The sequence below is a fragment of the Amycolatopsis sp. NPDC004772 genome (assembly GCF_053601215.1).
The window spans coordinates 29,484-52,552 of the sequence record NZ_JBSGBK010000065.1 but is presented as its reverse complement, the minus strand read 5'-3'; the positions used below and the strand labels follow the sequence as shown (position 1 = coordinate 52,552).

27 protein-coding genes are annotated in these 23,069 nt (G+C 72.0%); 20 read left to right on the top strand and 7 right to left on the bottom strand.

From position 1 onward, the window contains the following. Positions 1-162: 162 nt before the first annotated feature. Positions 163-960 (top strand): hypothetical protein, encoded by a 798-nt coding sequence (locus ACWEF6_RS30815; protein WP_449686145.1) that lies wholly within the window; start codon positions 163-165, stop codon positions 958-960. On the opposite strand, the gene ACWEF6_RS30810 is transcribed toward ACWEF6_RS30815, so the two are convergent. Continuing rightward, positions 957-1,886, bottom strand: a complete 930-nt coding sequence (locus ACWEF6_RS30810) for a hypothetical protein (protein WP_449686144.1) — start codon at positions 1,884-1,886, stop codon at positions 957-959. The two genes, ACWEF6_RS30815 and ACWEF6_RS30810, sit on opposite strands and share 4 nt — an antisense overlap. 137 nt (positions 1,887-2,023) lie before the next feature. Here ACWEF6_RS30810 and ACWEF6_RS30805 point away from each other — a divergent pair, with 137 nt between their 5' ends. The 4 genes from ACWEF6_RS30805 (at position 2,024) to pyrE (ending at position 6,648) form a co-directional block, all read left to right on the top strand. Continuing rightward, positions 2,024-2,779, top strand: a complete 756-nt coding sequence (locus tag ACWEF6_RS30805; RefSeq protein ID WP_449686143.1) for an SDR family NAD(P)-dependent oxidoreductase — start codon at positions 2,024-2,026, stop codon at positions 2,777-2,779. A gap of 75 nt (positions 2,780-2,854) precedes the next feature. Further along, positions 2,855-3,610 (top strand): ABC transporter ATP-binding protein, encoded by a 756-nt coding sequence (locus tag ACWEF6_RS30800; RefSeq protein ID WP_449686142.1) that lies wholly within the window; start codon positions 2,855-2,857, stop codon positions 3,608-3,610. Continuing rightward, positions 3,610-6,057: an ABC transporter permease gene (locus ACWEF6_RS30795; RefSeq protein WP_449686141.1), complete on the top strand. Its 2,448-nt coding sequence runs from the start codon at positions 3,610-3,612 to the stop codon at positions 6,055-6,057. The genes ACWEF6_RS30800 and ACWEF6_RS30795 overlap by 1 nt, the downstream gene beginning before the upstream one ends. 27 nt (positions 6,058-6,084) lie before the next feature. Continuing rightward, positions 6,085-6,648 (top strand): orotate phosphoribosyltransferase, encoded by a 564-nt coding sequence (gene pyrE, locus ACWEF6_RS30790; RefSeq protein ID WP_285457324.1) that lies wholly within the window; start codon positions 6,085-6,087, stop codon positions 6,646-6,648. 44 nt (positions 6,649-6,692) lie between these two features. Here the strand turns inward: pyrE and ACWEF6_RS30785 are convergent, their stop codons facing one another. Beyond that, the gene (locus tag ACWEF6_RS30785) at positions 6,693-6,878 is read right to left on the bottom strand and encodes a CsbD family protein (protein ID WP_449686140.1); all 186 of its coding nucleotides are present in this window, start codon (positions 6,876-6,878) and stop codon (positions 6,693-6,695) included. A 159-nt stretch (positions 6,879-7,037) separates the two neighbouring features. Here ACWEF6_RS30785 and ACWEF6_RS30780 point away from each other — a divergent pair, with 159 nt between their 5' ends. The 7 genes from ACWEF6_RS30780 (at position 7,038) to ACWEF6_RS30750 (ending at position 10,650) form a co-directional block, all read left to right on the top strand. Further along, the gene (locus ACWEF6_RS30780; protein WP_449686139.1) at positions 7,038-7,592 is read left to right on the top strand and encodes an RNA polymerase sigma factor; all 555 of its coding nucleotides are present in this window, start codon (positions 7,038-7,040) and stop codon (positions 7,590-7,592) included. Next, entirely contained in the window at positions 7,583-8,155 is a 573-nt protein-coding gene (locus ACWEF6_RS30775) for an Asp23/Gls24 family envelope stress response protein (RefSeq protein ID WP_449686138.1), read from the top strand. The genes ACWEF6_RS30780 and ACWEF6_RS30775 overlap by 10 nt, the downstream gene beginning before the upstream one ends. Continuing rightward, positions 8,152-8,514, top strand: coding sequence for an Asp23/Gls24 family envelope stress response protein (locus ACWEF6_RS30770; RefSeq protein ID WP_449686137.1), 363 nt, complete (start codon positions 8,152-8,154; stop codon positions 8,512-8,514). The genes ACWEF6_RS30775 and ACWEF6_RS30770 overlap by 4 nt, the downstream gene beginning before the upstream one ends. Then, positions 8,511-8,804: a hypothetical protein gene (locus ACWEF6_RS30765; protein ID WP_449686136.1), complete on the top strand. Its 294-nt coding sequence runs from the start codon at positions 8,511-8,513 to the stop codon at positions 8,802-8,804. The genes ACWEF6_RS30770 and ACWEF6_RS30765 overlap by 4 nt, the downstream gene beginning before the upstream one ends. 76 nt (positions 8,805-8,880) lie before the next feature. After that, the gene (locus ACWEF6_RS30760) at positions 8,881-9,285 is read left to right on the top strand and encodes an Asp23/Gls24 family envelope stress response protein (RefSeq protein WP_449686135.1); all 405 of its coding nucleotides are present in this window, start codon (positions 8,881-8,883) and stop codon (positions 9,283-9,285) included. A gap of 310 nt (positions 9,286-9,595) precedes the next feature. Next, positions 9,596-9,985, top strand: coding sequence for a DUF2784 domain-containing protein (locus ACWEF6_RS30755; RefSeq protein WP_449686134.1), 390 nt, complete (start codon positions 9,596-9,598; stop codon positions 9,983-9,985). A 14-nt stretch (positions 9,986-9,999) separates the two neighbouring features. After that, positions 10,000-10,650 (top strand): TrmH family RNA methyltransferase, encoded by a 651-nt coding sequence (locus tag ACWEF6_RS30750; protein WP_449686133.1) that lies wholly within the window; start codon positions 10,000-10,002, stop codon positions 10,648-10,650. Between the two features lies 1 nt (position 10,651). Here ACWEF6_RS30750 and ACWEF6_RS30745 read toward each other — a convergent pair whose 3' ends face one another. Both ACWEF6_RS30745 and ACWEF6_RS30740 read right to left on the bottom strand, forming a co-directional pair. Further along, positions 10,652-11,620, bottom strand: coding sequence for a cellulase family glycosylhydrolase (locus ACWEF6_RS30745; RefSeq protein ID WP_449686132.1), 969 nt, complete (start codon positions 11,618-11,620; stop codon positions 10,652-10,654). Positions 11,621-11,688: 68 nt separating this feature from the next. Next, complete coding sequence (locus tag ACWEF6_RS30740) at positions 11,689-13,821, bottom strand: molybdopterin-dependent oxidoreductase (protein WP_449686131.1); 2,133 nt, start codon at positions 13,819-13,821, stop codon at positions 11,689-11,691. Positions 13,822-13,872: 51 nt separating this feature from the next. Here ACWEF6_RS30740 and ACWEF6_RS30735 point away from each other — a divergent pair, with 51 nt between their 5' ends. Further along, positions 13,873-14,901: a glycoside hydrolase family 76 protein gene (locus ACWEF6_RS30735; protein ID WP_449686130.1), complete on the top strand. Its 1,029-nt coding sequence runs from the start codon at positions 13,873-13,875 to the stop codon at positions 14,899-14,901. On the opposite strand, the gene ACWEF6_RS30730 is transcribed toward ACWEF6_RS30735, so the two are convergent. The 3 genes from ACWEF6_RS30730 to ACWEF6_RS30720 all read right to left on the bottom strand — a co-directional run bounded on the left by ACWEF6_RS30730 (position 14,866) and on the right by ACWEF6_RS30720 (position 17,363). Beyond that, positions 14,866-15,378, bottom strand: a complete 513-nt coding sequence (locus ACWEF6_RS30730; protein WP_449686129.1) for a GNAT family N-acetyltransferase — start codon at positions 15,376-15,378, stop codon at positions 14,866-14,868. The two genes, ACWEF6_RS30735 and ACWEF6_RS30730, sit on opposite strands and share 36 nt — an antisense overlap. Before the next feature lie 10 nt (positions 15,379-15,388). Next, entirely contained in the window at positions 15,389-16,255 is an 867-nt protein-coding gene (locus ACWEF6_RS30725; RefSeq protein WP_449686128.1) for a LacI family DNA-binding transcriptional regulator, read from the bottom strand. Between the two features lie 70 nt (positions 16,256-16,325). Beyond that, positions 16,326-17,363: a LacI family DNA-binding transcriptional regulator gene (locus ACWEF6_RS30720; RefSeq protein WP_449686127.1), complete on the bottom strand. Its 1,038-nt coding sequence runs from the start codon at positions 17,361-17,363 to the stop codon at positions 16,326-16,328. Positions 17,364-17,469: 106 nt separating this feature from the next. On the opposite strand from ACWEF6_RS30720, the gene ACWEF6_RS30715 reads away from it, so the two are divergent. The 7 genes from ACWEF6_RS30715 (at position 17,470) to ACWEF6_RS30685 (ending at position 23,069) form a co-directional block, all read left to right on the top strand. Further along, positions 17,470-18,486 carry a substrate-binding domain-containing protein gene (locus tag ACWEF6_RS30715; RefSeq protein ID WP_449686126.1) on the top strand — a complete coding sequence of 339 codons (1,017 nt, stop codon included), beginning with the start codon at positions 17,470-17,472 and terminating at the stop codon, positions 18,484-18,486. Next, a complete protein-coding gene (locus ACWEF6_RS30710; RefSeq protein ID WP_449677247.1) occupies positions 18,483-19,475 on the top strand; it encodes an ABC transporter permease in 993 nt (330 codons plus the stop codon). Before ACWEF6_RS30715 ends, ACWEF6_RS30710 begins: the two co-directional genes overlap by 4 nt. Beyond that, positions 19,472-20,281, top strand: a complete 810-nt coding sequence (locus tag ACWEF6_RS30705) for an ATP-binding cassette domain-containing protein (protein WP_449677248.1) — start codon at positions 19,472-19,474, stop codon at positions 20,279-20,281. Before ACWEF6_RS30710 ends, ACWEF6_RS30705 begins: the two co-directional genes overlap by 4 nt. Positions 20,282-20,283: 2 nt before the next feature. Further along, positions 20,284-21,111 carry a PfkB family carbohydrate kinase gene (locus ACWEF6_RS30700; RefSeq protein WP_449686148.1) on the top strand — a complete coding sequence of 276 codons (828 nt, stop codon included), beginning with the start codon at positions 20,284-20,286 and terminating at the stop codon, positions 21,109-21,111. Further along, a complete protein-coding gene (locus ACWEF6_RS30695) occupies positions 21,108-21,743 on the top strand; it encodes a nucleoside/nucleotide kinase family protein (protein ID WP_013230842.1) in 636 nt (211 codons plus the stop codon). Before ACWEF6_RS30700 ends, ACWEF6_RS30695 begins: the two co-directional genes overlap by 4 nt. Beyond that, complete coding sequence (locus tag ACWEF6_RS30690) at positions 21,740-22,480, top strand: SDR family oxidoreductase (protein ID WP_449686125.1); 741 nt, start codon at positions 21,740-21,742, stop codon at positions 22,478-22,480. The genes ACWEF6_RS30695 and ACWEF6_RS30690 overlap by 4 nt, the downstream gene beginning before the upstream one ends. Positions 22,481-22,655: 175 nt before the next feature. Next, the gene (locus ACWEF6_RS30685; protein ID WP_449686124.1) at positions 22,656-23,069 is read left to right on the top strand and encodes a VOC family protein; all 414 of its coding nucleotides are present in this window, start codon (positions 22,656-22,658) and stop codon (positions 23,067-23,069) included.

The window sequence follows — 23,069 nt, the reverse complement described above, 5'->3', positions numbered from 1 at the left end:
GGCGGGTTAGAACCCGCCTTACCACTCACGACGGTGGGGGCGTCCACAATGGCGAGTTGGCGATTTGTCGACCCGCGACCGGGCAAAATGCTCCGAATGGGCCCGGCGACACGGGTACCGGCGATCATCCCTCCGGCGTAAGGAGGCGATACCCTGGCCGACGTGGGTATTCCGGCGTGGATCTGGTTCGTCATCGCGGCCGTCGCCCTGGTGGCGGGGCTGGGGCTGCTCGCGGCCGACCGGGCGAAGGAGGGCTCGCGCAACCGCGAGCGAATGCGCTGGGCACAGTTGCGCGGCTGGCAGTTCGTCGAGGAGGACGAGCGCCTGCCGCAGCAGTGGTCGAACGGCGCGATCGGCTACTTCGGCGCGGACGCGGCCGTGAACGTCGTCGCGGGCTCCACCTTCACTTCCGACGGCCGCCGCCCGGTGTTCATCTTCGACATCGAGACCGAGGGCCAGATCCCCGCGGTCGTCGTCGCGGTGCGCTGCAACAAGAAGCACCGCATCCCGATCGAGATGTGGCTGTCCAGCGTCCCGTTCCAGCGCGCGGACATGCCCGAGATGCTCGGCCCGATCGGTGCCCGCTACGCCTTCGCGGACGACGCGGACGGCGCCCGCGTGGTGATCACGCAGGAGTTGGTGGACGCGGCCGACCAGCTGGGCGGCGACGTCGGCGTGGCCTGGCTGGAGAACGAGTGGGTGCTGGCCAGCGTGGTCCCGACGGCCGGGCCGTCGCGGCTGGAACGCCTGCTGCGCGACCTCGGCGAGATCGCGGACATCGTCGACCCGTTCGACGAGGACTACGACGCGGGCCGCCACCAGGCGAGCGCCCCGGTCCCGTCCGAGGCCACGGCCCAGGCCCCGGCGACGGCCCAGGCCCCGGCTCCGGGCACCCCGGCGGCGGGGACGCCGGCCCAGCAGCCGCCGGCGGACGTCGAACCGAAGCCGAGCGAGAGCTAGAAGCCGAGCACCGGCCGGTCGAGCGCGCTGAGCGTCACCGACCGGTCCAGGGTGCCGCGCACCGACGTCGTGCCGCCTTCGGCGTGGACCACGTGGTCCACGCCGAGGTCGCCGCGGATCGACCCCGCCGGGCCGGCCGGGCCGAGGGACTGGCTCGTCTTCACCAGGCCCCACGCCGGGCCCAGCTGGCCACCCGCTTCGTGGCTCTGGCCCACGTCCAGGACGCCGGTGATCTGGCCGGTGGCGTGCTGCTCGGACGTCGCGCCGACCGCTCCGAAGCGGCCCACGTCGACGGCTTGGCCCGATGACCTGCGGGCCGACAGCGCTCCCTGGAGGTCGCCCGCGAAGGTGCCGTACAGGCCCGTGTCCAGCTGTTCGGCGTTCTGGCTCAGGACGTCTACGCCGTCGGCGGGCCAGATGCCGTGGCTCGTGCCTTCGCCGAGGCCGATCCGGTGCTCGGCGCCGCCGCCGAGGGGCGCCAGCGCCAGGTTCCGGGACGCGCCTTGGCCGAGCCGCTGGTTGTTCGCCGTGACCGCGCGGACGTCGCCCAGGCGCAGGGTGTGCCGGCCGGCGCGGGCGAGCGACTCGGCCTCCTGCGACGCGGCCGTCGTGTCCGTCTGCCGTTCTTCGCGGCGGGTGATCGCGGACTCGGTGAGGTCGTTGGTGAGCACCGCACCGGCGATCTCCTTCGCGAGGAAGTCGTGGCGGGTCGCGGTCAGGGTTTCGCGGACCACCGACGTGCCGTCCTCGCCCGAGGTCGCGACGTCGCGGCGGAACGTGCTGTCGTCGCGGTGGTCGATCGGCAGGGTCACCTCGGCCGGGCTCGCCAGCGCCGCGGCGGGGGCGGCGAAGAGCAGCGCGACGGGCGCCGCGCCCGCGGCGACTTTGGGCAGATAGCCGCTTTTGCGCCTGCTGTGCTTACCCATGCGGCGGACGATACTTCCCCGCCGAATCGAACGCACGTCCACCCGTGACCAGCGAGTATGTTCACCCACATGACCACCACTGTTTTCTTTATCGGGGGTCCGGGTGGCGGAGCCCCCGGCCCGGGGCGAAGCCCCGGATGAACACCGCTCTCATAACCGGAGCGACCGCGGGCATCGGGGCTCAGTTCGCGCGCACGCTCGCCGCCCAGAAATACGACCTGGTGCTCGTCGCCCGCGATGCCGCGCGGCTGGAGGCGTACGCCGCTGAGCTGCGGGAAACGCACGGCGTGGCCGTCGAGGTGCTGCCCGCCGATCTGTCCGAAGTGGACGGCCGGACGGCGGTCGAGGAGCGGCTCGCCGCCGGGCCGGTCGACCTCCTGGTGAACAACGCCGGCTTCGGGCTGAACGGCGACTTCTGGACCATCCCGCCGGACGCGCTGCAGCGCCAGCTCGACGTGAACGTCACCGCGGTCCTGCGGCTCACCCGGGCCGTGCTGCCCGGCATGATCGAACGCGGCCACGGCGAAATCATCCAGGTCAGCAGCGTGGCAGGCTTCTTCAGCGGCCGCGGTTCGACGTACACGGCCAGCAAGAACTGGGTCACGTCGTTCAGCGAAGGCATCGCCGCGTCGCTGCCCGAGGGCATCCGGATGATGGCGCTGTGCCCCGGCTTCACGGCCACCGAGTTCCACGAACGGGCCGGGATCGGGAAAGCCGGCCCGAAAATCGCCTGGCTGGGTGTCGAACAGGTGGTCGGCGAGGCGCTCAAGGACCTGCGCCGCGGCAAGGTGATCTCCGTGCCGAGCCTGCAGTACAAGGCCGTCGTCGCGATCGGCGGCCTGCTGCCGCGCGCGGTGCTGCGCCGGATCAGCGGGGGCCGCGGCCGCACCTGAGTAGGGCTGTCCCTACCCGCAAGACGCACGCGCGCACCAGGGTGGTCCGGGGGTGCGCTCAATAGCGTTTTCCCCATGACAACTGGGTGGCACGAGGCAGCCGACGCGGTCCGGCTCGAGGCCGTGCGCAAGGAGTACGGCGACGGTGTGGTCGCGCTGGACGGGGTCTCGATCTCCTTCCCGCGCGGCGGGTTCACCGCGGTGATGGGCCCGTCCGGCTCGGGCAAGAGCACCTTCCTGCACTGCGCGGCCGGCCTCGACCGGCCGACGTCCGGCCGGGTCGTGCTCGACGGCCAGGACCTCGACGGGAAGAACGAGACCTACCTGACGAAGCTGCGGCGCGACCGCGTCGGCTTCGTCTTCCAGGCGTTCAACCTGCTCCCGGCGCTGACGGTCGAGCAGAACGTCGTGCTGCCGCTGCAACTGGCCGGCAAGCGTCCGGACAAGCGGCTGGTGGCGCGGATCCTCGCGCACGTCGGGCTCGACGGGCGCCGCAAGCACCTACCCGGGCAGCTCTCCGGCGGCCAGCAGCAGCGCGTCGCGATCGCGCGGGCCCTGGTCACCAACCCCGCCGTGCTGTTCGCCGACGAGCCGACCGGCGCGCTCGACACCCGCACCGCCGCCGAGGTGCTCGGCCTGCTGCGCGACTCCGTCCGGTCGTCGGGCCAGACGGTGATCATGGTGACGCACGACCCGGTCGCCGCGTCCTACGCCGACCAGGTCGTGTTCCTGGCCGACGGCCGGATCGCCGGGCGGCTGGCCCGGCCGACCGCGGAAGCCGTCGCCGAGCGGATGACCCACCTCGGGGCCTGGGGCCGGGTGGCGGCCTGATGTTCAAGCTCGCACTGCGGACCCTCCGCCTGCGCAAGGGCGGCTTCCTGGCGACGTTCGTCGCCGTGTTCTTCGGCGCGCTGGTCGTCTCGGCGTGCGGTGGCCTGATGGAGACCGGCATCCGGTCCGAGACGCCGGTGCAGCGGCTGGCCGCGGCGCCGATCGTGGTCGGCGGGCAGCAGACGATCGAGCTGCCCGAGGACGACCCGGCGACCCTCGAACCCGACGACAAGCACAAGTTCGAGAACGCGACCCTGCCCGAGCGCGTCCGGCTCGACGCGGCGCTGGCCGGCCGCCTGCGCGCGGTTCCCGGCGTCACCGGCGTCGTCGGCGAGATCAGCTTCCCGGCGCAGATCGGCGCCGCGAGCGCTCTCGGGCACGCGTGGGATTCCGCCGTGCTGACGCCGTACACGCTGACGGGCGCCGCCCCGAAGCCGGGCGAGGTCGTCGTCGATGCCGGGCTCGGGCTCGCCGTCGGGGACACGCTGCCGATCGCCGCGCACGGCAGGGTCAGCCCGTTCCGGATCTCCGGGATCGCGCAAGCCCCGCAGCCCATGCGGGACGCGGCCGTGTTCTTCGCGGCTCCGGACGCCGAACGGCTGTCCGGGCACCCGGGCCGGTTCGACACCATCGGCGTCTTCGGCGGCGACGTCGCTGCCGTGACCGCGGCCGTCGGGGACGCCGGGGTGGTGGCGACCGGCGTCGACCGCGGTGCCTTCGAGTTCCCCGAGACGGGCAAGAGCGGGGAGAACCTGATCGTGCTGGCCGCCGTCTCGGGCGGGCTCTCGGCGATGGTCATGGTGTTCGTCGTGGCGGGCACGCTGACGCTGTCGACGCAGCAGCGGCAGCGGGAACTCGCGCTGCTGCGCGCGGTCGGCACCACTCCGCGCCAGCTGCGGCGGATGGTGCTCGGCGAGGCGCTGGTCGTCGCGCTGCTCGCCGTCGGCGGCGCGGTGGCGCTCGGCCCGGTGCTCGGGGAGTGGCTGTTCGGTCAGCTCGCCGACCACCACGTCGTCCCCGACGTGCTGCGGTTCGAGCAGGGCTGGGTGCCGGCGGTGGTCGCCGCGGGCGCGTCGCTGCTGGCCGTCGTGGGTGCGGCCTTCGTGGCGGGACGCCGTGCTTCGCGGATCCGCCCGACCGAGGCGCTCGCCGAAGCCGCCGTCGAACGCCGCTGGCTGACGCCGATCCGGCTGATCACCGCCATCCTGTGCTTCGGCGGCGGGACGGCACTCGGCATCGTCACGGTCGCGGTGATGACCGGCCCGGTCGCGGCCAGCACGGCCGGCCCGGCGGTGATGCTGTGGGCGTTCGGGCTCGCGGCGATCAGCCCCGGCGTGACGAAGCTGATGGCGACGCTGCTGCGCTGGCCGGTGGAGGCGCTGACCGGCGTCAACGGCCGGGTCGCACTGCGCAACACCCGGGTCGGCGCGGTGCGGGCGGCTGGCGCGGTCACCCCGATCATGCTCGCGGTCGGCATCGCGACCGCCAACATCTACCTGCAGACCACCCAGGAAGCCGTTTCGAACCAGGCCTACACCGAGGATCTGCGCGCGGACGCCGTCGTGGCCGGCCCGGGCGGGCTCGACCCGTCCGTGCTGGGCCGGGTCCGCGCCACCCCCGGGGTCGCGAGTGCTTCGGAGTACGTCACCAGCACGGTGTTCGTCGAGAAGCCGTTCGACTCGGGCCAGCACGACGACGGCCGGCCCGCGCTGGGCGTCAGCGAGCTGACCGGGAACGCCGTCGAGGTGCCGTCGACGCTCGGCCACCGCGTCGGCGACACGCTGTCGCTGCGGCTCGGCGACGGTACGCCGGCGGACGTGCGGGTCACCGCCGTCGTCGACCAGCGTCCCGGGTTCGAACGGCTCGTGCTGCCCGCGAACCTGCTGGCCCCGCACACGACCCTCGGGCTCGCCCCGCAGCTGCTGGTCCAGGCCGCTCCCGGCGTCGACCCGGCGGTGCTGACGGCACGCCTGCGCGAGGCGACCGCCGGGCTGCCGGTGCTCGTCGGCGACCGCGGCACGCTGATCGCGGCGCACGCGAAGGGCAACGAGGTCGGCGCCTGGGTCAACTACCTGCTCGTCGGGATGATCCTCGCGTACACGGTGATTTCCGTGGTGAACACGCTGGTGACGGCCACCGCGCGGCGGCGCCGCGAGTTCGGGGTGCAGCGGCTCAGCGGCTTCACCCGCGGTCAGGTGCTGCGCATGGCGGGAGTCGAAGGCGGCCTGATCGCGACCATCGCGGTGCTGCTCGGGACGCTCGTCGCGGCCGGCGCGATCGTGCCGTTCTGCCTGGTGGTGACCGGCTCGCTGCTGCCGTCCGGCCCGGTGGCGATCTACCTGACGGTGCTCGCCATCGCCGTGGTGCTCGCGCTCGTGGCGATCCTGGTCCCGGCCTGGGCCGCGACGCGCGGGCGTGCGGTCGACGCCACATCCGTCGGTGAGTGATCCCGGCCGTGTGTAAGACTCACGGCCGTGGCGAACCCCGGGTTGGATCAAGCGGCGAAACTCGAACTGGCCAGGCTGGTCACCGATCTTTCCGTGGTGCACGGAAAAGTGACCCTGGCGTCCGGCAAGGAAGCCGACTACTACATCGACCTCCGGCGGGCGACGCTGCACCACGCGGCCGCGCCGCTGATCGGCAAGCTCCTGCGCCAGCTCACGGCGGACTGGGACTACGTGGCGGCCGGCGGCCTGACGCTCGGCGCCGACCCGGTCGCGCTGGCGATGCTGCACTCGGCGGCTTCCGACGGTGTCGTGCTGGACGCGTTCGTCGTCCGCAAGGCGGTCAAGGAACACGGCATGCAGCGCCGCATCGAGGGCATGGAGGTCCGCGGCCAGCGCGTGCTGGCGGTCGAGGACACGTCCACGACGGGTGGCAGCGTCCTGACGGCGGTCGAGGCGCTGCGCGAGGCGGGCGCGAACGTCGTCGGCGTGGTGACGGTCGTCGACCGCGACACCGGCGCGCGCGAGGCCATCGAGAAGGAAGGCCTGGAGTACCGGTACATCCTCGGCAAGGACGACCTCGGCCTGGACTGAGTGCCGCCGGACCGGGGACCGCGCAGGTCCCCGGTCCGCCCCGCTCACTTGTCGAACAGCTTCTTCGCGGCGTCCTTGACGTTCTCGACCGCGTCCTTCAGCCCGGCCTTCGCCTGATCGGCCTGGCCTTCGGCCTGCAGCCGCTCGTCGCCGGTCGCGTCGCCGGCGGCCTCCTTGGCCTTGCCGCCCAGCTTCTCGGCCTTGTTGCTGATCTTGTCGCCCAGCGACATGGCGCACCTCCCGTTCCGGCGGCGCCCCGGCGGGGCACCCTGCGCCGGAAGGACCACCGCGACGCGTGAACCTCACGGAGTCGCCCCGGTGACCTCCGTCACCCAGAATCACTGCGTGACGTTTTCCGCCCGCCGGTGTCCTCCCTGCGAGGAGGTGCCGTGACGACGACTACTACGCCGCTCGACGACGTGACCCTCGTCGGCCGCGCGCGGGACGGCGACGTCCGGGCGTACGAACAGCTCGTGCTGCGCTACCAGGGGCCGATGTTCCGGCTCGCCGTCAAGATGCTCGCCCACCGCGGCGACGCCGAGGACGTCGTGCAGGAGGTGTTCCTGAACGCCTGGCGCAAGCTGAGCCAGCTCACCGAGGACGCCGCGTTCGTCGGCTGGCTCTACCGGGCCACCACGAACCGCTGTCTCAACACGATCCGCTCGCGCAAGCCGCAGGCCGACGTCGACCTCGACACCGCCGAGTCGCCGCGGGCCGATCTGCAGCCGGAGCGGGCCGCGCAGGTGAGCAGCCAGCTCGCCGCCTTGAACGCGGCGCTGGCGCAGCTGACGCCCGAACAGCGGGCGTGCTGGCTGCTGCGCGAAGTGCACGGCCGGTCCTACGACGAGATCGGCGAAATCGTCGGCGTCAACGCGACTGCGGTCCGCGGCCGGATCGCGCGCGCCCGTGCCCAGCTGGCGGAGGTGATGAAGCCATGGCGATGACGGACTACGAACTGCCCTGCGAACGCGATGTCGAGCAGGTGTGGGAACGGCTGGACGCGGCAGCCGACGAGCACGAGCTGACCTGCCCGCACTGCGCGGCCGCGCGTGAGAGCCTGCTGGCGTTGCGCGAAGCGACGTCCGAGCTGCTGGCCGAGGAGGACACGCCGTCACCGGACCTGTTCGGGCGGATCATGTCGGCGGTGCGGGCCGAGGTGCGGCGCGGCTCGATGGTGCCGCTGCCCACCCCGGAGCCCGGGTTCGTCGAGGTCAGCGAGCAGGCGGTGGCGGCCGTGCTGCGGTACGCGGCCGACACGGTCGACGGCGTCCGGGCGCGGCGCTGCCGGGTGCGGACCGGCCCCGGCGGGGTCGAGGTGGACCTCACCCTCGCGGTGAGCCTGCGGAACGCCGCGGGCGGCGAAGCGTTGGCGAAGGTGCGGGAGCGGGTGACCGCGGCGGCCGCGGCCCGGGTGGGCCTGACGCTGGTGCGGCTCGACCTGCTCGTGGACGACATCTTCGAGGAAGACACTGCCGGGGAAGACACGGTCGGGGGGCCAGGGGAATGAGCGTGGACTACGTCATCGCCGATCCGGTGATCGCCAGTGTGGCGGCGCGGGCGGCGATCACGACGCCGGGCGTGGTGCGCCTCGAACCGGGCCTGCGCGGCCTGGTGACGGCGTGGACGCGCGCGGCCCGGCAGCGCTGGAAGGGGCTCGACCCGGCGCCGTCGGACGGCGTCCGGGTCCGCACCACCGACGGCCGGGTGACGGTCCACCTCGACCTGGTCACGGCGGCGGCCGACCAGGCGGCCGCGGTGGGCCGCGCGGTCCAGCGCGCGGTGACGCGGGTCGTGGCCGAGCAGACCGGCCTGGTCGTCGCCGAGGTGTCGGTGTCCATTCTGGACATCGAGCCGGAAACCCGGTGACCGCCGACGAAGCCGTCGAGAAGATCGTCGGCGCCCTCGCGGACGTGGCCGGCCTCCGCCCGGCGACCCCGGTGCTGCCGGTGGGCCGGGACGGCTTGGCGGTGGACCTGAGCCCGGAGGTGGTCCGGATCCGGCTGATCGCGACCCGGCTGCCCATCCCGCCGCTGCTCGACCGGGCGGCCGAAGCCGTGCGCAAGGTGCTGGCCGGCACGGCGTGGGAAGACGCGCGGCTGCGCCTGGAAGTCACCGACCTCGACGGCGCGGCGTTCGCGAGACCCACGTCACAGTGAGGGTCTCCAGTCCTTTGTGTCCTTAGCTACGAACAAGGCGGAAAGCCTTGCCGCGCAGGACATCCAGGGAGGAACCATGACCGAGACCGCACTCGTCACCAAGCAGGGCACCACGACCATCGCGGACACGGTGGTCCAGAAGATCGCCGGCCTGGCGACGCGCGAAGTCCACGGCGTGCACGACCTCGGCGGCGGCGCGGCCCGCGCGTTCGGCGCCCTCCGCGACCGCATCCCGGGCGCGTCGGCCAGCGTCGGCCAGGGCGTGTCGGTGGAGGTCGGCGAGAAGCAGGCGGCGGTCGACCTGCAGGTGCTCGTCGAGTACGGCGTGCCCATCGCGGAGCTGGCGCGCTCGGTGCGCCGCAACGTGGTGACGGCCATCGAGCAGATGACCGGCCTGCAGGTCGTCGAGGTGAACATCAACGTCACCGACGTCCACATCGCGGGCGACGAGGAGCCGGCCGTCAGCGATCGCGTCGAGTGAAATCCGGCTGCCGGGCGGTGGGCTCGGGCGTACCGTCGGGGCATGGAGGAGCCGCCGGAACCGCAACGCCCAGCCGACCCGAACCGGACGAAACCGGACGGTGCGCCCGACCAGTACCCGCACGAGGAGCCGACGCGGTACCCCGTCAAGCGGCCACCGGAATTCCCACCCGGTGTAACCCCTCCGTCACCGCGCAGGTGAATGGGTTGCTCCGCTGGGTTAAAAATCACACGCCGGGGCACTCTTGAGGGCGGCCGGATCCGCGTAGCGGAGTAAAGTCGCTGGTAGGGGGATCGGTGGAGGGGGTGCGATGGCGAAGTTCCTGGCCGACGTGACCGTCGTGGTGCACATCCTGGCCTTGGCGCTCATCGGGTTGGGCGGCTTCGTCGCCTGGCGCTGGCCGAAGCTGATCTTCGTCCACATGTTCGCCGCGGCCTGGGGCGTGCTGGTGAACGTGACCCCGGTGCCGTGCCCGCTCACCGCGCTGGAGAACTACTTCCGCCACCAGCAGGGCCTCGGCGACCTGCCCGGCGGGTTCAACGCCTACTACCTCTACGGCACGGTCTTCCCGCAGTCGTGGCTGCCGGCGATCGGGATCATCGCGGTCGTGCTGGTCGCGTACTCGTACGTCGGCGTCTACCACCGGTGGCGCCACCGCCACGACGAGGAAACCCACGTGCGCCCGGTCCACCTGGGCTGAGCGACAATCACCGGGTGAATTCCACACCCGGACCCACCGAGTGGGTGAGCCGCGAAGAGGTCGGCGTCGGCCCGTGGCCGGGTGCGTGGCCCGCGGACGAGCGGTACGACCCCGAGCTGCTGCGGGACGGCGACCGCCGCAACGTCGTCGACGCCTACCGCTACTGGCGCCGCGAGGCCATCGTGTCCGATGTGGACACCCGGCGGCACCCGTTCCACGTCGCGATCGAGAACTTCCAGCACGACCACAACATCGGCACCGTGGTCCGGACGGCCAACGCCTTCGCCGCGGCCGAAGTGCACATCGTCGGCCGCCGCCGCTGGAACCGGCGCGGCGCCATGGTGACCGACCGTTACCAGCACCTGCGACACCACGACGACGTCACCGGGCTGGCGGCTTTCGCCGGGGAGAGGGGGCTGGCCGTCGTCGGGGTGGACAACACACCGGGTTCCCAGCCGGTCGAGACGGCCGAGCTCCCGCGCGAGTGCGTCCTCCTGTTCGGCCAGGAAGGGCCGGGCCTCTCCGCGGAAGCGCAGGCGGCGTCGGCCCTCACCGTGTCGATCGCCCAATTCGGCACGACCCGCTCGATCAACGCCGGGGTCGCGGCCGGGATCGTCATGCACGCCTGGATCCGGCAGCACGCCGACCTCGGCCGCGCATGGTGACCTACAGGCCCCAGCCCCAGCGCAGCTGCACCACGCCCGATGCGTTGTTCGTCTCCAGGCCGCTGCCGCTCTGGCGCGTGATCGAGTAGGTGTCCCCGGAGCGCAGGCCGGGCCAGTAGACGACGCCCATCTGCCGGGACCGCGCCAGATCCGTGGTGGCGGCGAAGTACGCGGTGAAGTTGTTGCCGTCCTGGTGGCCGGCGGAGTAGTCCAGCCCGGTGGTCATCGGGGCGCCGGCCTCGTCGATGATCGTCCGCGACGAGTACGCCCCGAGCCGGTTGCTGAGGTTCGTGGTCCACGCCGAGCGGGTCGTGTCCGAGGCCCAGAAGCCGTAGAAGTGCAGCGAAAGCAGGGTGCCGGTCAACGCGCTCGCCGCGCCGACGCCGGTCACGTTGTCGTTGTAGCCGGTGCCGCTGATCAGCACCCGGCCGCGCGGGATGGCCGAGTGCCGGGACAGCCAGGTCGAGCAGAGCGACACCCAGGCGTTCAGGCTGTAGCCGAACGGCTCGTTCATCGGCTCGAAGTACACGTTGCCGTTGCCGCCGTAGTCGGCGGTCACCTTGTCCCACATGGTGTTCCAGGCGTTCGTGTCGTCGACGAAGCCGTCCTTGTTCGCCTCCCAGTAGCCGAAGATGACCTTCATGTCGTGGGCCAGGGCCGAGTCGGCGGCGCCCTTGTACCGCCCCCACCAGTCCGAACCGACGCTCTGCGGGTTGATCGGCAGCCGCACGGTGTTCGCGCCGAGCTTCTGCTGGAAGCCGGTGATGATGCCGTCGGCCTTGCCGCGGACGCTGTCGTAGCTGTCCCCGGCGGTCAGGCCGGTCGGGATCACCCAGCCGTCCACGTAGTTGTCGCGGGCGTCCGCCCAGTTGACGCCGCGGAAGCTGGTCGTGGCCGCGGACGCGCTCTGCGGGACGGCGAAGAGGGGAACGAGCAGGAGGGCGAGCAGGCAGTGACGAAGGCGAGCCATGCGAACTCCGATGTTCACGTAAACATGCCGGTCGCAGAATCCTCGACGGCTCGCCGCGGTGTCAAGGGTCAGGCGGGGGCGACCTCGACGGGGATGCCGTTCAAGACCGACGTTCCGGACGGCCGGTCCAGAACTGTCTCATCGGTGAGGACGTTCGAGTTCACGCCGGGGTTCGCGCGCGCCACCCGCGTCCGCGAGCCGTCGGCGTCGTGGCCCCAGCCGTGCGGGATGCTCACCACGCCCGGCCGGATGTCCTCCGTCACCTCGACCGGGACCTGCAGTTTTCCGGCGCGGGACGTCACCGAGGCGAGGCCGCCGTCGGTGAGGCCGAGGCGGCGCGCGTCGACCGGGTGGACCTGGACCGTGCAGCGGTTGCCGCCGCGGACCAGGGGCGCCAGGTTGTGCATCCACGAGTTGTTCGAACTCAGGTGCCGCCGTCCGATCAGCACCAGGTCGTCCGCGGTTTTCGCGAGTTCTTCCGCCAGCCGCGGAACGTCGGCGACGATCGGCGCGGGCGCCAGTTCGATCCGGCCGGACGCGGTGCAGAGGACCTCCGGGATCCGCGGCTTCAGCGGCCCGAAGTCCACGCCGTGCGGCGCGGCTTCGAGGTCGGCGAGCGTGACGTCGTACGGCCCCGCGCGCAGCATCAGGTCGACCAGGCGCGCGGGCCCGGTCCGGTCGTCGGTGACCGCCAGCCCGGCGCGGCGGGCGACGTCGGCCGCGACGAAGTCGTCCAGCGCGGCGACGTCGGCCTCCGGGCCCTGACCGGTGACGATGCCGGTGAGCCGCAGCATGGTCTCCCACTCCTGGGGCAGCGCCGACGGCAGCGTCGCGGGGGTCCAGTTGGCGATGTTGCGGATGGACAGCTGGTAGAAGGCCAGGTCGAAGTGCGGGCGCTCGAGCGGTGACGGGCCGGGCAGGACGACGTCGGCGTGGCGGGACGTCTCGTTGAGGTAGACGTCGACGGAGATCATGAAGTCGAGGCTTTCGAGGGCCGCGGCCAGCCGTCCGGCGTTCGGCGTGCTGAGGCAGGGGTTGCCGCTGACCGTGATCAGGGCGCGGACCTGGCCTTCGCCCGGGGTTTCGATTTCGTCCGCGAGCGTGGCGACCGGCAGTTCGCCGACGACCTCGGGCAGGCCGCGCACCCGGCTGCGCCAGCGCCCGACGGCGAACGGCCGCCGGTTCCCGGTGGGCTGGCACGCGGCCAGCGGGAACATCGCGCCGCCCGGGGCGTCGAGGTGGCCGGTGAGCACGTTGAGGACGTCGACCAGCCAGCTCGCGATGGTGCCGAACGCCTGGGTCGTGGTGCCGATCCGGCCGTAGACCACGGCGTTCTCCGAGGTCAGCTCCCGGGCCATCCGGCGGATCGCCTCGGCGTCGATGCCGGTGCGCGGCGCGACGGCCTCCGGCGTGAACGGCTGCGCCAGTTCGCGGACGTCGTCGAGGCCGTTGAGGTGCTCGGCCAGCCGGCCGGGGTCGGCGAGGTTCTCCGCGAACAGGACGTTGACCAGCGCGAACAGCAGCAGCGCGTCGGTGCCGGGCCGGATCGCGTGGTGCTCGTCGGCGAACTGGGCGGTGCGCGTGCGGCGCGGGTCGACGACGACGATCTTGCCGCCGCGCTCGCGGATCCCGCGCAGCCGACCGCGGATGTCCGGGGCGGTCATCAGGCTGCCGTTGGAGACGAGCGGGTTGGCGCCGAGGATCAGCAGGTGCCGCGTCCGGTCGAGGTCGGGCACCGGGATGGCCAGCGGGTCGCCGAACATCGTGCCGGCGGAGTAGTGCTTCGGCAGCTGGTCGACCGAGGTGGCGCTGTAGAAGTTTTTGGTGCCCAAGGCTTTGTAGAGCACGCGGCCGTAGAGCGTCAGCGCGATGTTGTGCACGCCGGGGTTGCCCGCGTAGATGGCGACGGCGTCCCGGCCGTGCTGCTCGAGGATCGGCGGGAGGCGGCGGGCGATCTCGTCGTAGGCCTCCTGCCAGCTGACCTCGACGAACTCGCCGTCGCGCTTGAGCAGCGGGGCGGTCAGCCGGTCGGGGTCGTGGTGCAGCGCGCCGAGCGACGCGCCCTTGGGGCAGATGTATCCCCGGGAGAAGACGTCCTGCTCGTCCCCTCGGACGCGGGTGACCTGCTGGTTCGCGTCGAGCGTCACTTCGAGCCCGCAGGTGGCTTCGCACAGCGGGCAGGTGACGTGGGCGGTCGTCATGACCACTGAACATACCGAGCGGTATGTCGATCGGCAAGGCACGATGGCGACATGGACGTCTCGGCCGCGGAACACGCGGTGACCTCCCGCCACCTGCGCCGGGTGTGGGCGCTGCCCGGCACGGTCCTCGGCCGCAGCCGCTGGCCGGCGGCGCTGGACCAGCGGGTGCACTGGCACTGGAACTACTGGTGGCAGGCCCACCTGCTGGACACACTGGTCGACGCCCAGCTGCGCGCGCCTTCGCCGGCGCGCTTGGCCTCGATCCGGTCCTTCGTGCGTTCGGTGCGGCTGCGCAACTTCGGCAAGTGGATCAACGACTACTACGACGACATCGCCTGGCTCGGCCTTGCCCTGCAACGGGTTTCGTCACTGGGCATCGACGTCGGCCCGGCGTTGGCGGCGATCGACACGCAACTGCTGTCGGGCTGGACGTCGGCGGCCGGAGGCGGAATCTGGTGGCGCCGCGGCGACGACTTCAAGAACGCCCCGGCCAACGGCCCGGCGGCGATCTTCCACGCCCGATCGGGAAATGTGGTCCGTGCCCGCGAGATGACGTCCTGGCTGACGTCCACTTTGGTCGATCCGGCGTCCGGCTTGGTCTGGGACGGCATCCGAGCGGACACCGGCGAGCTGGTGAAGCACATCTACACGTACTGCCAAGGGGTCTACCTCGGCGCTTGCCTTGAGTTGTCCGAAGTGGACAATGCGGCCCGAACCGTGCGGGCGGTGGCGGAGCACCTCGCACCGGGAGGAGTCATCCGCGGCCAGGGCGGCGGCGACGGCGGGTTGTTCGCGGCGATCCTGGCGCGGTACTTGGCGCTGGCGGCGCACGCGTTGCCCGGCCCGGAGGCGGCGACGGCCCGGGCGCTGGTCCTGACGTCGGCGGAGGCGTGCTGGTCGGGAGCTTTCGACGCGCCGGAGGGTCCGTTGTTCAGCGCGTACTGGGACCGCCCGGTGTCTTGGCCGCTGCCGCAAAACGCCCCGGAGCGCGACATGTCGGTCCAGGTGGGCGCGTGGATGCTCCTCGAAGCCGCGGCGACGCTGTCACCAGACGTCGCCGGCCCGCCAGTCGGCGGTTAGCTCGCCGTCGAGGTCTAGGGGCACCCGGCCGGGGAACACGTACACGCCGCCGTCCTCGTCTTCGGTGCGCTGGATGCCGTCCGGGGTCAGGGCGGAGGTGGGGCCACGCCACTGCTGCCAGCCTCGGCCTTCGTACAGCGGCACGGCCTTCTCCGCGGCGCTCAGCGCACCGAGGTCGTACCCGGGCAGCAGGCGTTCCAACGCGGCCATCAACGCGCTCGCGTGCCCTCGCCGACGCTGGTCCGCGCGCACCGCCACGGCCTCGACGTACCCGGCTCGGAGCACCCGCCCGCCGTGCAGGAGCCGTCGTTGGACCAGCGAGGCGTGGCCGACCAGGTCGGTGCCTTCGAAGGCGAGGGCGTGGGTGCCGCCGAGGGAGTTCTCCCAGTCGGCGTCGGTGAAATCGTTCTCGAAGACGTCGTGGACCAGGGTGCGGGCGGCTGGGGTCAGGTCGGCGGTGTGCGCGAGGCGGATCACCGCACCAGTATCAGCACCCGCAGGACGCGCCGTGCAGGAATTTCGGAGTCAGCCACACCGACTCCGGGGGGCGGTCCGGGTCCGCCATCCTCGACATCAGCAGCTGCACCGCCCGGCGGCCGAGGTCGGCGATCGGCTGGACCAGGGTCGTCACCGCCGGGCTCACGCGGCGGGCCCAGTCCATGTCGCCGTAGCCGACCACCGCCAGCTCCGAGCCGATGCGGATGCCGCGGCGGTGGGCCTCGTACTGGACGCCCACCAGCATCGACTCGTCCGCCACCACCAGGGCCGTCGGGGAGGGCCAGCCGTCCAGGAGCTTGGCCGTCGCGCGGGTTGCTCCGCCCGGATTCGAGAAGCCGCTCTCCACCAGCTCGCGGTTGAAGCGCAACCCCGCCTGCTCCAGGCCGAGCCGGTAGCCGCGGATGCGCTCGCGGCTGACCTCCAGGCCCTCGTCGCCCGAAATCAGGCCGATCTTGCGGTGCCGCCGGTCGGTCAGGTGCCGGACCAGCGACGCCATCGCGTGCACGTTCTCGGTACCGACCTGGTCGACGTCGTTGCGGGCGGCCACGCGGTCGACCAGCACGGTCGGCACGCCCATCCGGACCAGGCCGTTGACCACCGCTTCGTCGCCGGCCGAAGGCACCAGGAGCACGCCGTCCACCAGGTCCGCGCGCAGGGCGCGCACCACCGCCGCCTCTTCGCCCACCGTGTCTTCGGTGTCCGCCAGCACGACGTCGCACCCCGCCTGCGCCGCGGCCGCCCGGATCGCGCGCAGCAGCTCGCCCGAGTTCGGGTGCGCGTGCACCCCCATCGCGACGCCGATCCGGTAGGTGACCGGGGGGTCCCACAACCGGAGGTCCGGCGAAAGTGCGGTCATAAGCCCTCGCAGACGCTCAGCCGGAAACGTATCCGCTGAACGGCCGCGCGGAGGTGTCAGGAACCCAGATTCACTGAAGTGAGTGAACCGGTGGACACCCGCACGACTCGCGGTGACGCAGAGTGGGTGCCAGCCGCACCGTTTCGGCCTTGCGGGCCGGGTCGTTGATCCGGGCCAGCAGCAGCCGCACCGCCTGCCGGCCGATCTCCTCGATCGGCTGCGCCATCGTCGTCAGCGGCGGGTCGACCAGGTCGGCCCACTCGACGTCGTCGTAGACCACCACCGGCAGGTCGCGCCCGATCCGCAGCCCGCGCCGCCGCGCTTCGTGCAGCACGCCGACCATCATGCTGTCGTTCCCGACCACCAGCGCCGTCGGCGGTTCGGGCAGCGCCAGCAGCGTGCTCAACGCCAGCGCACCGCCCTCGCGCGAAGAGTTTCCGCAGGCCACGAGGTCGGATGACCAGGTCAGGCCGGACCGGCCGAGCCCCAGCCGGTAGCCGAGCACGCGCTCCTCGCTCGTCGACAACCCCGGTACGCCGCTGATCATCCCGATCCGCCGGTGCCCGAGCGTGGCGAGGTGCGCGGTGAGCGCCGAGGTCGCCTGGATGTTCTCCGAGCCGACCTGGTCGACGTCGGTGCGGGTGGCCAGCCGGTCGATCAGCACGGTCGGCACGTCGAGGGACACCAGCTCGCCGATCACCGGGCCGTCGCCGGGGGCCGGGGTGATGAGCAGGCCGTCGACGCGACGGGAGCGCAGCGCCCGCACGGTGTCACGCTCCGTGTCCGCCGCGTCGTGGGTGTCCGCCAGCAGGACGGTGTAGCCGTGCAGCGACGCCTCGCGCTCGATCGCCTGCATCAGCGTCGCGAAGTACGGGTTGGCCACCAGGGAGATCGCCATCCCGATCGACCGGGTCCCGCCGGTGACCAGCGAACGCGCGATGGCGTCGCCGGTGTAGCCGGTCGTCTCGATCGCCCGCAGCACCGCCGCCTTGGTGTCCTCGGCGACCGCGCGCGTCCCGTTCACCACGTGCGAGACGGTGGTGATCGAGACGCCCGCGAGCTCGGCGATGTCCCGCTGGGTCGGCCGCGAAGACTTCGACTGGGGCATACCCATCCTTTCCGGCAAGCGTTTGCGCAAACGCTTGCGCGCAGGGAGCAGTCTGTCTACCTTCCCGACCATCGGCAAGCCTCGACACGAACAAAGGCTGGAACCCATGAGACAGCGAAGTCTCGCCGCGCTCACGCTGGCCGCCGTCCTCGCCGCGACGACCGGGTGCACGGTCGAGCGCCACTGGGGTGGCAACACCAACACCGGCGGGAGCGGTAAGGCGAAGGTCGGCCTGGTGACCAAGACCGACACCAACCCCTACTTCGTGGAACTCCGCAACGCCGCCAGAGCGGCCGCGCAGGCCAACGGCGCCGACTTCAGCGCGCTCGCCGGCCAGTTCGACGGTGACAACGACGGCCAGGTCCGGGCCATCGAGAACCTCCGCCAGCAGGGCGCGAACACCATCCTGATCACGCCCAGCTCGTCCACCGGCGTGCTCAAGGCGATCAAGGACGCCCGCGACGCCGGGGTCCTGGTCATCGCGCTCGACACCGCCACCGAACCGGCCGACGCCGTCGACGCCACCTTCGCCACCGACAACTTCGCGGCCGGCGAGCAGCAGGGCGCCTACGTCAAGGCCGCGCTGGCCGGCGTCCCGCCCAAGCTGCTGATGGTCGACGGCACGGCGGGCAGCACGGTCGACACCCAGCGCCACGGCGGTTTCCTCAAGGGCATCGGGCTGACCGACGGCTCGCCGGAGATCAAGGGTCACACCGCGGCCAACGGCGACCAGAGCCTGGCCCAGCAGGGCATGGAGAACCTGCTGCAGCGCAGCACCGACATCAACGCCGTCTACTCGATGAACGAGCCGATGGGCCGCGGCGCATACGCGGCGCTGAAGGCGCGTGGCCTCACCGGGCAGATCGTCATGGGCTCGATCGACGGCGGCTGCGAAGGCGTCGAGAACGTCAAGGACGGCCAGTTCGCCGCCACCGTCATGCAGTTCCCGAAGAAGATGGCCGAGCAGGGGGTGCTCGCCGCCGTCGAATACGCGAAGACCGGCAAGAAGCCGTCCGGGTTCGTGAACACCGGGTCCGCCGTGATCACCGACAAGCCCCTGCCCGGCATCGAAAGCCACGACTCCGCCTGGGGCCTGCAGAACTGCTGGGGAGGCAACAAATGACCACGGCGACAGTGTCCACAAGGGAACGTGAGTCGCTCGGCGACTTCCTCCTCCGCGCGCCCGCGGTCGGCCCGGCGCTCGCGCTGGTCGTCGCGATCGTGGTGTTCTCCCTGGCCACGGACACGTTCTTCGACCTCGACAACCTGTCCACCGTGGTCCAGCAGTCCCTGGTCGTCGGGACGCTCGCGCTGGGTCAGACGCTCGTCATCCTCATCGCGGGCATCGACCTGTCCAACGCGGCCTCGATGGTCGTCGCGACGCTGATCATGGCCAAGCTCGCCGCGGCCGGCACGAACGGCTTCGTCGCGCTGCTCGCCGGCGTCGTCCTGACGATCATCGTCGGCATCTTCATCGGCGGGCTCGCGACCCGGATCAAGCTGCCGGCGTTCATCATCACGCTCGGCACGTTCACCATGCTCACCGCGGTGTCGAAGCTGATCGCGGGCGGCCAGGCCGTGCCGGTGACCGACGGGCTGCTGCAGTGGCTCGGCACCAAGCGCTACCTCTTCGGCGGCATCCCGATCACCTACGGCATGACGCTGGCGCTGCTGATGTACCTCGGCGTCTGGTACGCGCTGACGAAAACCGCGTGGGGCAAGCACGTCTACGCGGTCGGCAACGCGCCGGAGTCCGCGCGGCTGTCCGGCATCAAGGTCAACCGCACGGTGCTGTCGGTCTACATCGTGGCCGGGCTGACCTTCGGCATCGCCGCCTGGCAGGCGCTCGGCCGGACGCCGAACGCCGACCCGAACCAGTTCCAGCTCGGCAACCTGGACTCGATCACCGCCGTCGTCCTCGGCGGGACGAGCCTCTTCGGCGGCCGCGGCTCGGTGCTCGGAACGCTGATGGGTGCGCTGGTCGTGGCCGTGCTGCGGTCCGGGCTGACGCAGATGAACGTGGACGGCAACTACCAGGACCTCGCCACCGGCGCCCTGCTCATCGCCGCCGTCGTGGTGGACCGGATCGCGCGGAGGCAGCAGCAGTCATGACCGAACCGATCCTCCAGGCCCGCGGCCTGGTCAAGCGCTACGGCCGGGTGACCGCCATCGACGGCGCCGACTTCGACCTGCTGCCCGGCGAGGTGCTCGCGGTGGTCGGCGACAACGGCGCCGGGAAGTCGTCGCTCATCAAAGCCCTGTCCGGCGCGGTGATCCCGGACGAGGGTGAGATCAAAGTGGACGGACGGACCGTCCACTTCAAATCCCCGTTGGACGCCCGGCACTACGGCATCGAGACGGTGTACCAGGACCTCGCGGTCGCGCCGGCGCTCGACATCGCGTCGAACATGTTCCTGGGCCGGGAAAAGCGGCTCAAGGGCCCGCTCGGGCTGTTCCGCAAGCTCGACACCGGCACCATGCGGTCGGAAGCGCAGCGGATCCTCGACGAGCTGGGCATCAACATCAAGTCGATCAGCCAGCCCGTCGAGACGCTCTCCGGCGGCCAGCGCCAAGGGGTCGCCGTCGCCCGCGCGGCCGCGTTCGGCACCAAGGCCGTGATCATGGACGAGCCGACCGCCGCTTTGGGTGTCGCCGAATCCGGCAAGGTGCTCGACCTGATCGGCCGGATCCGGGACCGCGGCCTGCCGGTGGTGCTGATCAGCCACAACATGCCGCACGTGTTCGACATCGCCGACCGCATCCACGTGCACCGCCTCGGCAAGCGCGTCGCGGTCGTCTCGCCGAAGACGCACTCGATGAACCAGGTCGTCGGCCTGCTCACCGGCGCGTTGCGGCTCAACGAGAACGGTGAAGTCGAAGAGGCGGCCGCCGCGACCCACGTGGCCGGCTTGCAGTGAGGGTGCTGCTGGCGGGCTTGTGCACGGTGGACCTGGTCCAGCGGGTCGAGGAGCTTCCGGCGCCGGGCGAGAAGGTGCAGTCGCTGCAGGTGGACGTCGCCGCGGGTGGGCCCGCGACGAACGCCGCGGTGACGGCGGCCGCGCTCGGCGCCGAAGCGACCCTGCTGACCGTTCTCGGTGCGCACCCGCTGGCGGCGCTCGCCCGCGCCGACCTCGAAACCCACGGCGTCCGGCTGATCGACCTGGCCCCGGAGCTGCCCGACCCACCGCCGGTCAGCGCGGCCGCCGTCCGTGATCGCGACGGCGAGCGCACGGTCGTCTCCCGCAACGCCGGCGGGCGTGACTTCCCCGTCGACGCGGCGTTTCCGGAGGCGGACGTGGTGCTCGTGGACGGTCACTACCCCGAACTCGCGCTGGCGGCCGCGCGGGGCACGCGAGCCCCCGTCGTGCTGGACGCCGGCAGCTGGAAACCCGTGCTCGACGACCTGCTGCCCCTGGTCGACGTGGCCGCCTGCTCCGCGCACTTCACCGCGCCCGGGCCCGGCCTGCACGAGCGCGGCGTCCCCACCGTCATCACCACCGCGGGGCCGCGCCCGGTGCGCTGGTCCACTGCGGACGGCAGCTCGGGTGAGGTGCCTGTTGCGGCCGTGGAAGCGCGGGACACACTAGGGGCGGGCGACGTCTGGCACGGCGCGCTCGCCGTGGCCGTGGCGCGCGAACCGACGGTGACGGACTGGATCCGCTTCGCCAACGAGGTGGCCGCCGAACGGGTGCGGCATGTGGGACCGCGGTCGTGGACGACCGCGATCGCAGGAAGGAACAGGACATGACGGCGTTCGACGACCTGCTGGCCCGGGCCGAGGGGCTGACCGTGCGCGGGCAGCGCAACGTGCTCGGCATCATCGGCTCGCCCGCGTCCGGCAAGACCACGCTCGCCTGGGCGCTGGCCAACGCGCTCGGCTCGCGCGCGGCCGTGGTCGGCATGGACGGCTTCCACCTCGCGCAGGTCGAGCTGCGCCGGCTGGGCCGCACCGAGCGCAAGGGCGCTCCGGACACGTTCGACGCCGCGGGCTACTACCACCTGATCCGCCGCCTCGCCGAAGGCCGCGAAACGGTGTACGCGCCGGAGTTCCGCCGCGAGATCGAGGAACCCATCGCCGGGGCCGTCGCGGTCCCGCCGGAGGTCCAGCTCGTGATCACCGAGGGCAACTACCTGCTGCTCCCGGACGACCCGTGGAGCGCGATCCGGCCGCTGCTCACCGAGGCCTGGTTCCTCGCCCCGGACGAGCCCGAGCGCATCGAGCGGCTCGTGTCGCGCCACCGCCGCTACGGCCGTTCGCTGGTCGAAGCCCGGCAGCGCGCGCTCGGTTCCGACCAGCGCAACGCCGACCTCATCTCGCAGACGCGGGACCGCGCGGACCTGGTTCTGGAGAACCTGCCGCTGGCCAACTTCGCGATTTGACGCTCATCGTCACCGGCGGCAGCCGGGGCATCGGCGCGGCCATCGGCACGCTGGCCGCCGCGCGCGGGTACGACGTCGTCGTGAACTACTCGGGCGACGCCGAACCCGCGGAAGCCGTCGCCGCGCAGGTGCGTGCCTCGGGACGGCAGGCGCTGGCGGTTCGCGCGGACGTCTCCGACGAGGGCGACGTCCGCGCGCTGTTCGACGCGGCGGCCGAGCTGGGCCCGGTGACCGGCCTGGTCAACAACGCGGCGATCGTCGGCAACACCCCGGGCCGGCTCGAGGACTACGCGGTCGACGTCGTCCGGCGCACCCTCGACGTGAACGTGACGGGGGTGTTCCTCTGCTGCCGCGAGGCGGTCCGGCGGATGTCGACCCGCCACGGCGGCGAGGGCGGCGCGATCGTGAACATCTCCTCGACGGCGGCCCGCACCGGCTCGGCCGGGGAGTGGGTGCACTACGCGGCGTCGAAGGCCGCGGTGGACACGCTGACGTTCGGCCTGGCCCAGGAGGTCGCGGCGGACGGGATCCGGGTGAACGCCGTCCGGCCGGGCATGATCCGCACCGGCCTGCACGACGCCGCCGGCCTCCCGGACCGCCTCGACCGGCTCGCCCCGCAGATCCCGCTGGGGCGGCCGGGCGAACCGGCGGAAATCGCGGAAGCGGTGTTGTTCCTGCTCTCGGCGGCATCGTCGTTCACAACGGGCGCGGTCCTGGACGTCGGCGGCGGTCGGTGACCACCTGGACACGCTCCGGATAACGCGAATGACCTTCGGTCACCGGCGTCCGGCTGCTGGGACGGCCGGAGACGGGGAGATCACGATCGGACGCGGACTTGGTCACCTCGGTTTCGGCTGCCGAACGCTGTGCAACTCTGGGGAGCCGCCACGAGAAAGGACGGCTTCGGAAGCCATGGCCAAACTCATGTCCGTGCACCACCTCGCGCTCACCGTGACCGACGTGGACCGCAGCGTGCCGTGGTACGTGCGGGTCCTCGACCTCGAGGAGGTCACCCGGCGCGAAGAGCCGGACACGGGCCTGCGCAAGGTCGTGCTGCGCTCCGCCGGCGACGAGTTTTCGGTGGTCCTGGTCCAGCACGCGGACACCGGCCGCCGCGGCTTCGACGAGCGCCGGACCGGCCTGGACCACGTGGCGTTCCGGGTGCATTCGGCGGCCGAGCTGGCGGAGTGGGAGAGCCGGCTGCAGGAGTTCGGCGTGTCCTACGTGCCGGTCGCGCCGTCGCGCACGTTCGAAGGCTCGCGGGTCGTCGTCTTCCGCGACCCCGACGGCATCCAGCTGGAGGTCTGGGCGGACCCGGAGCTCTGA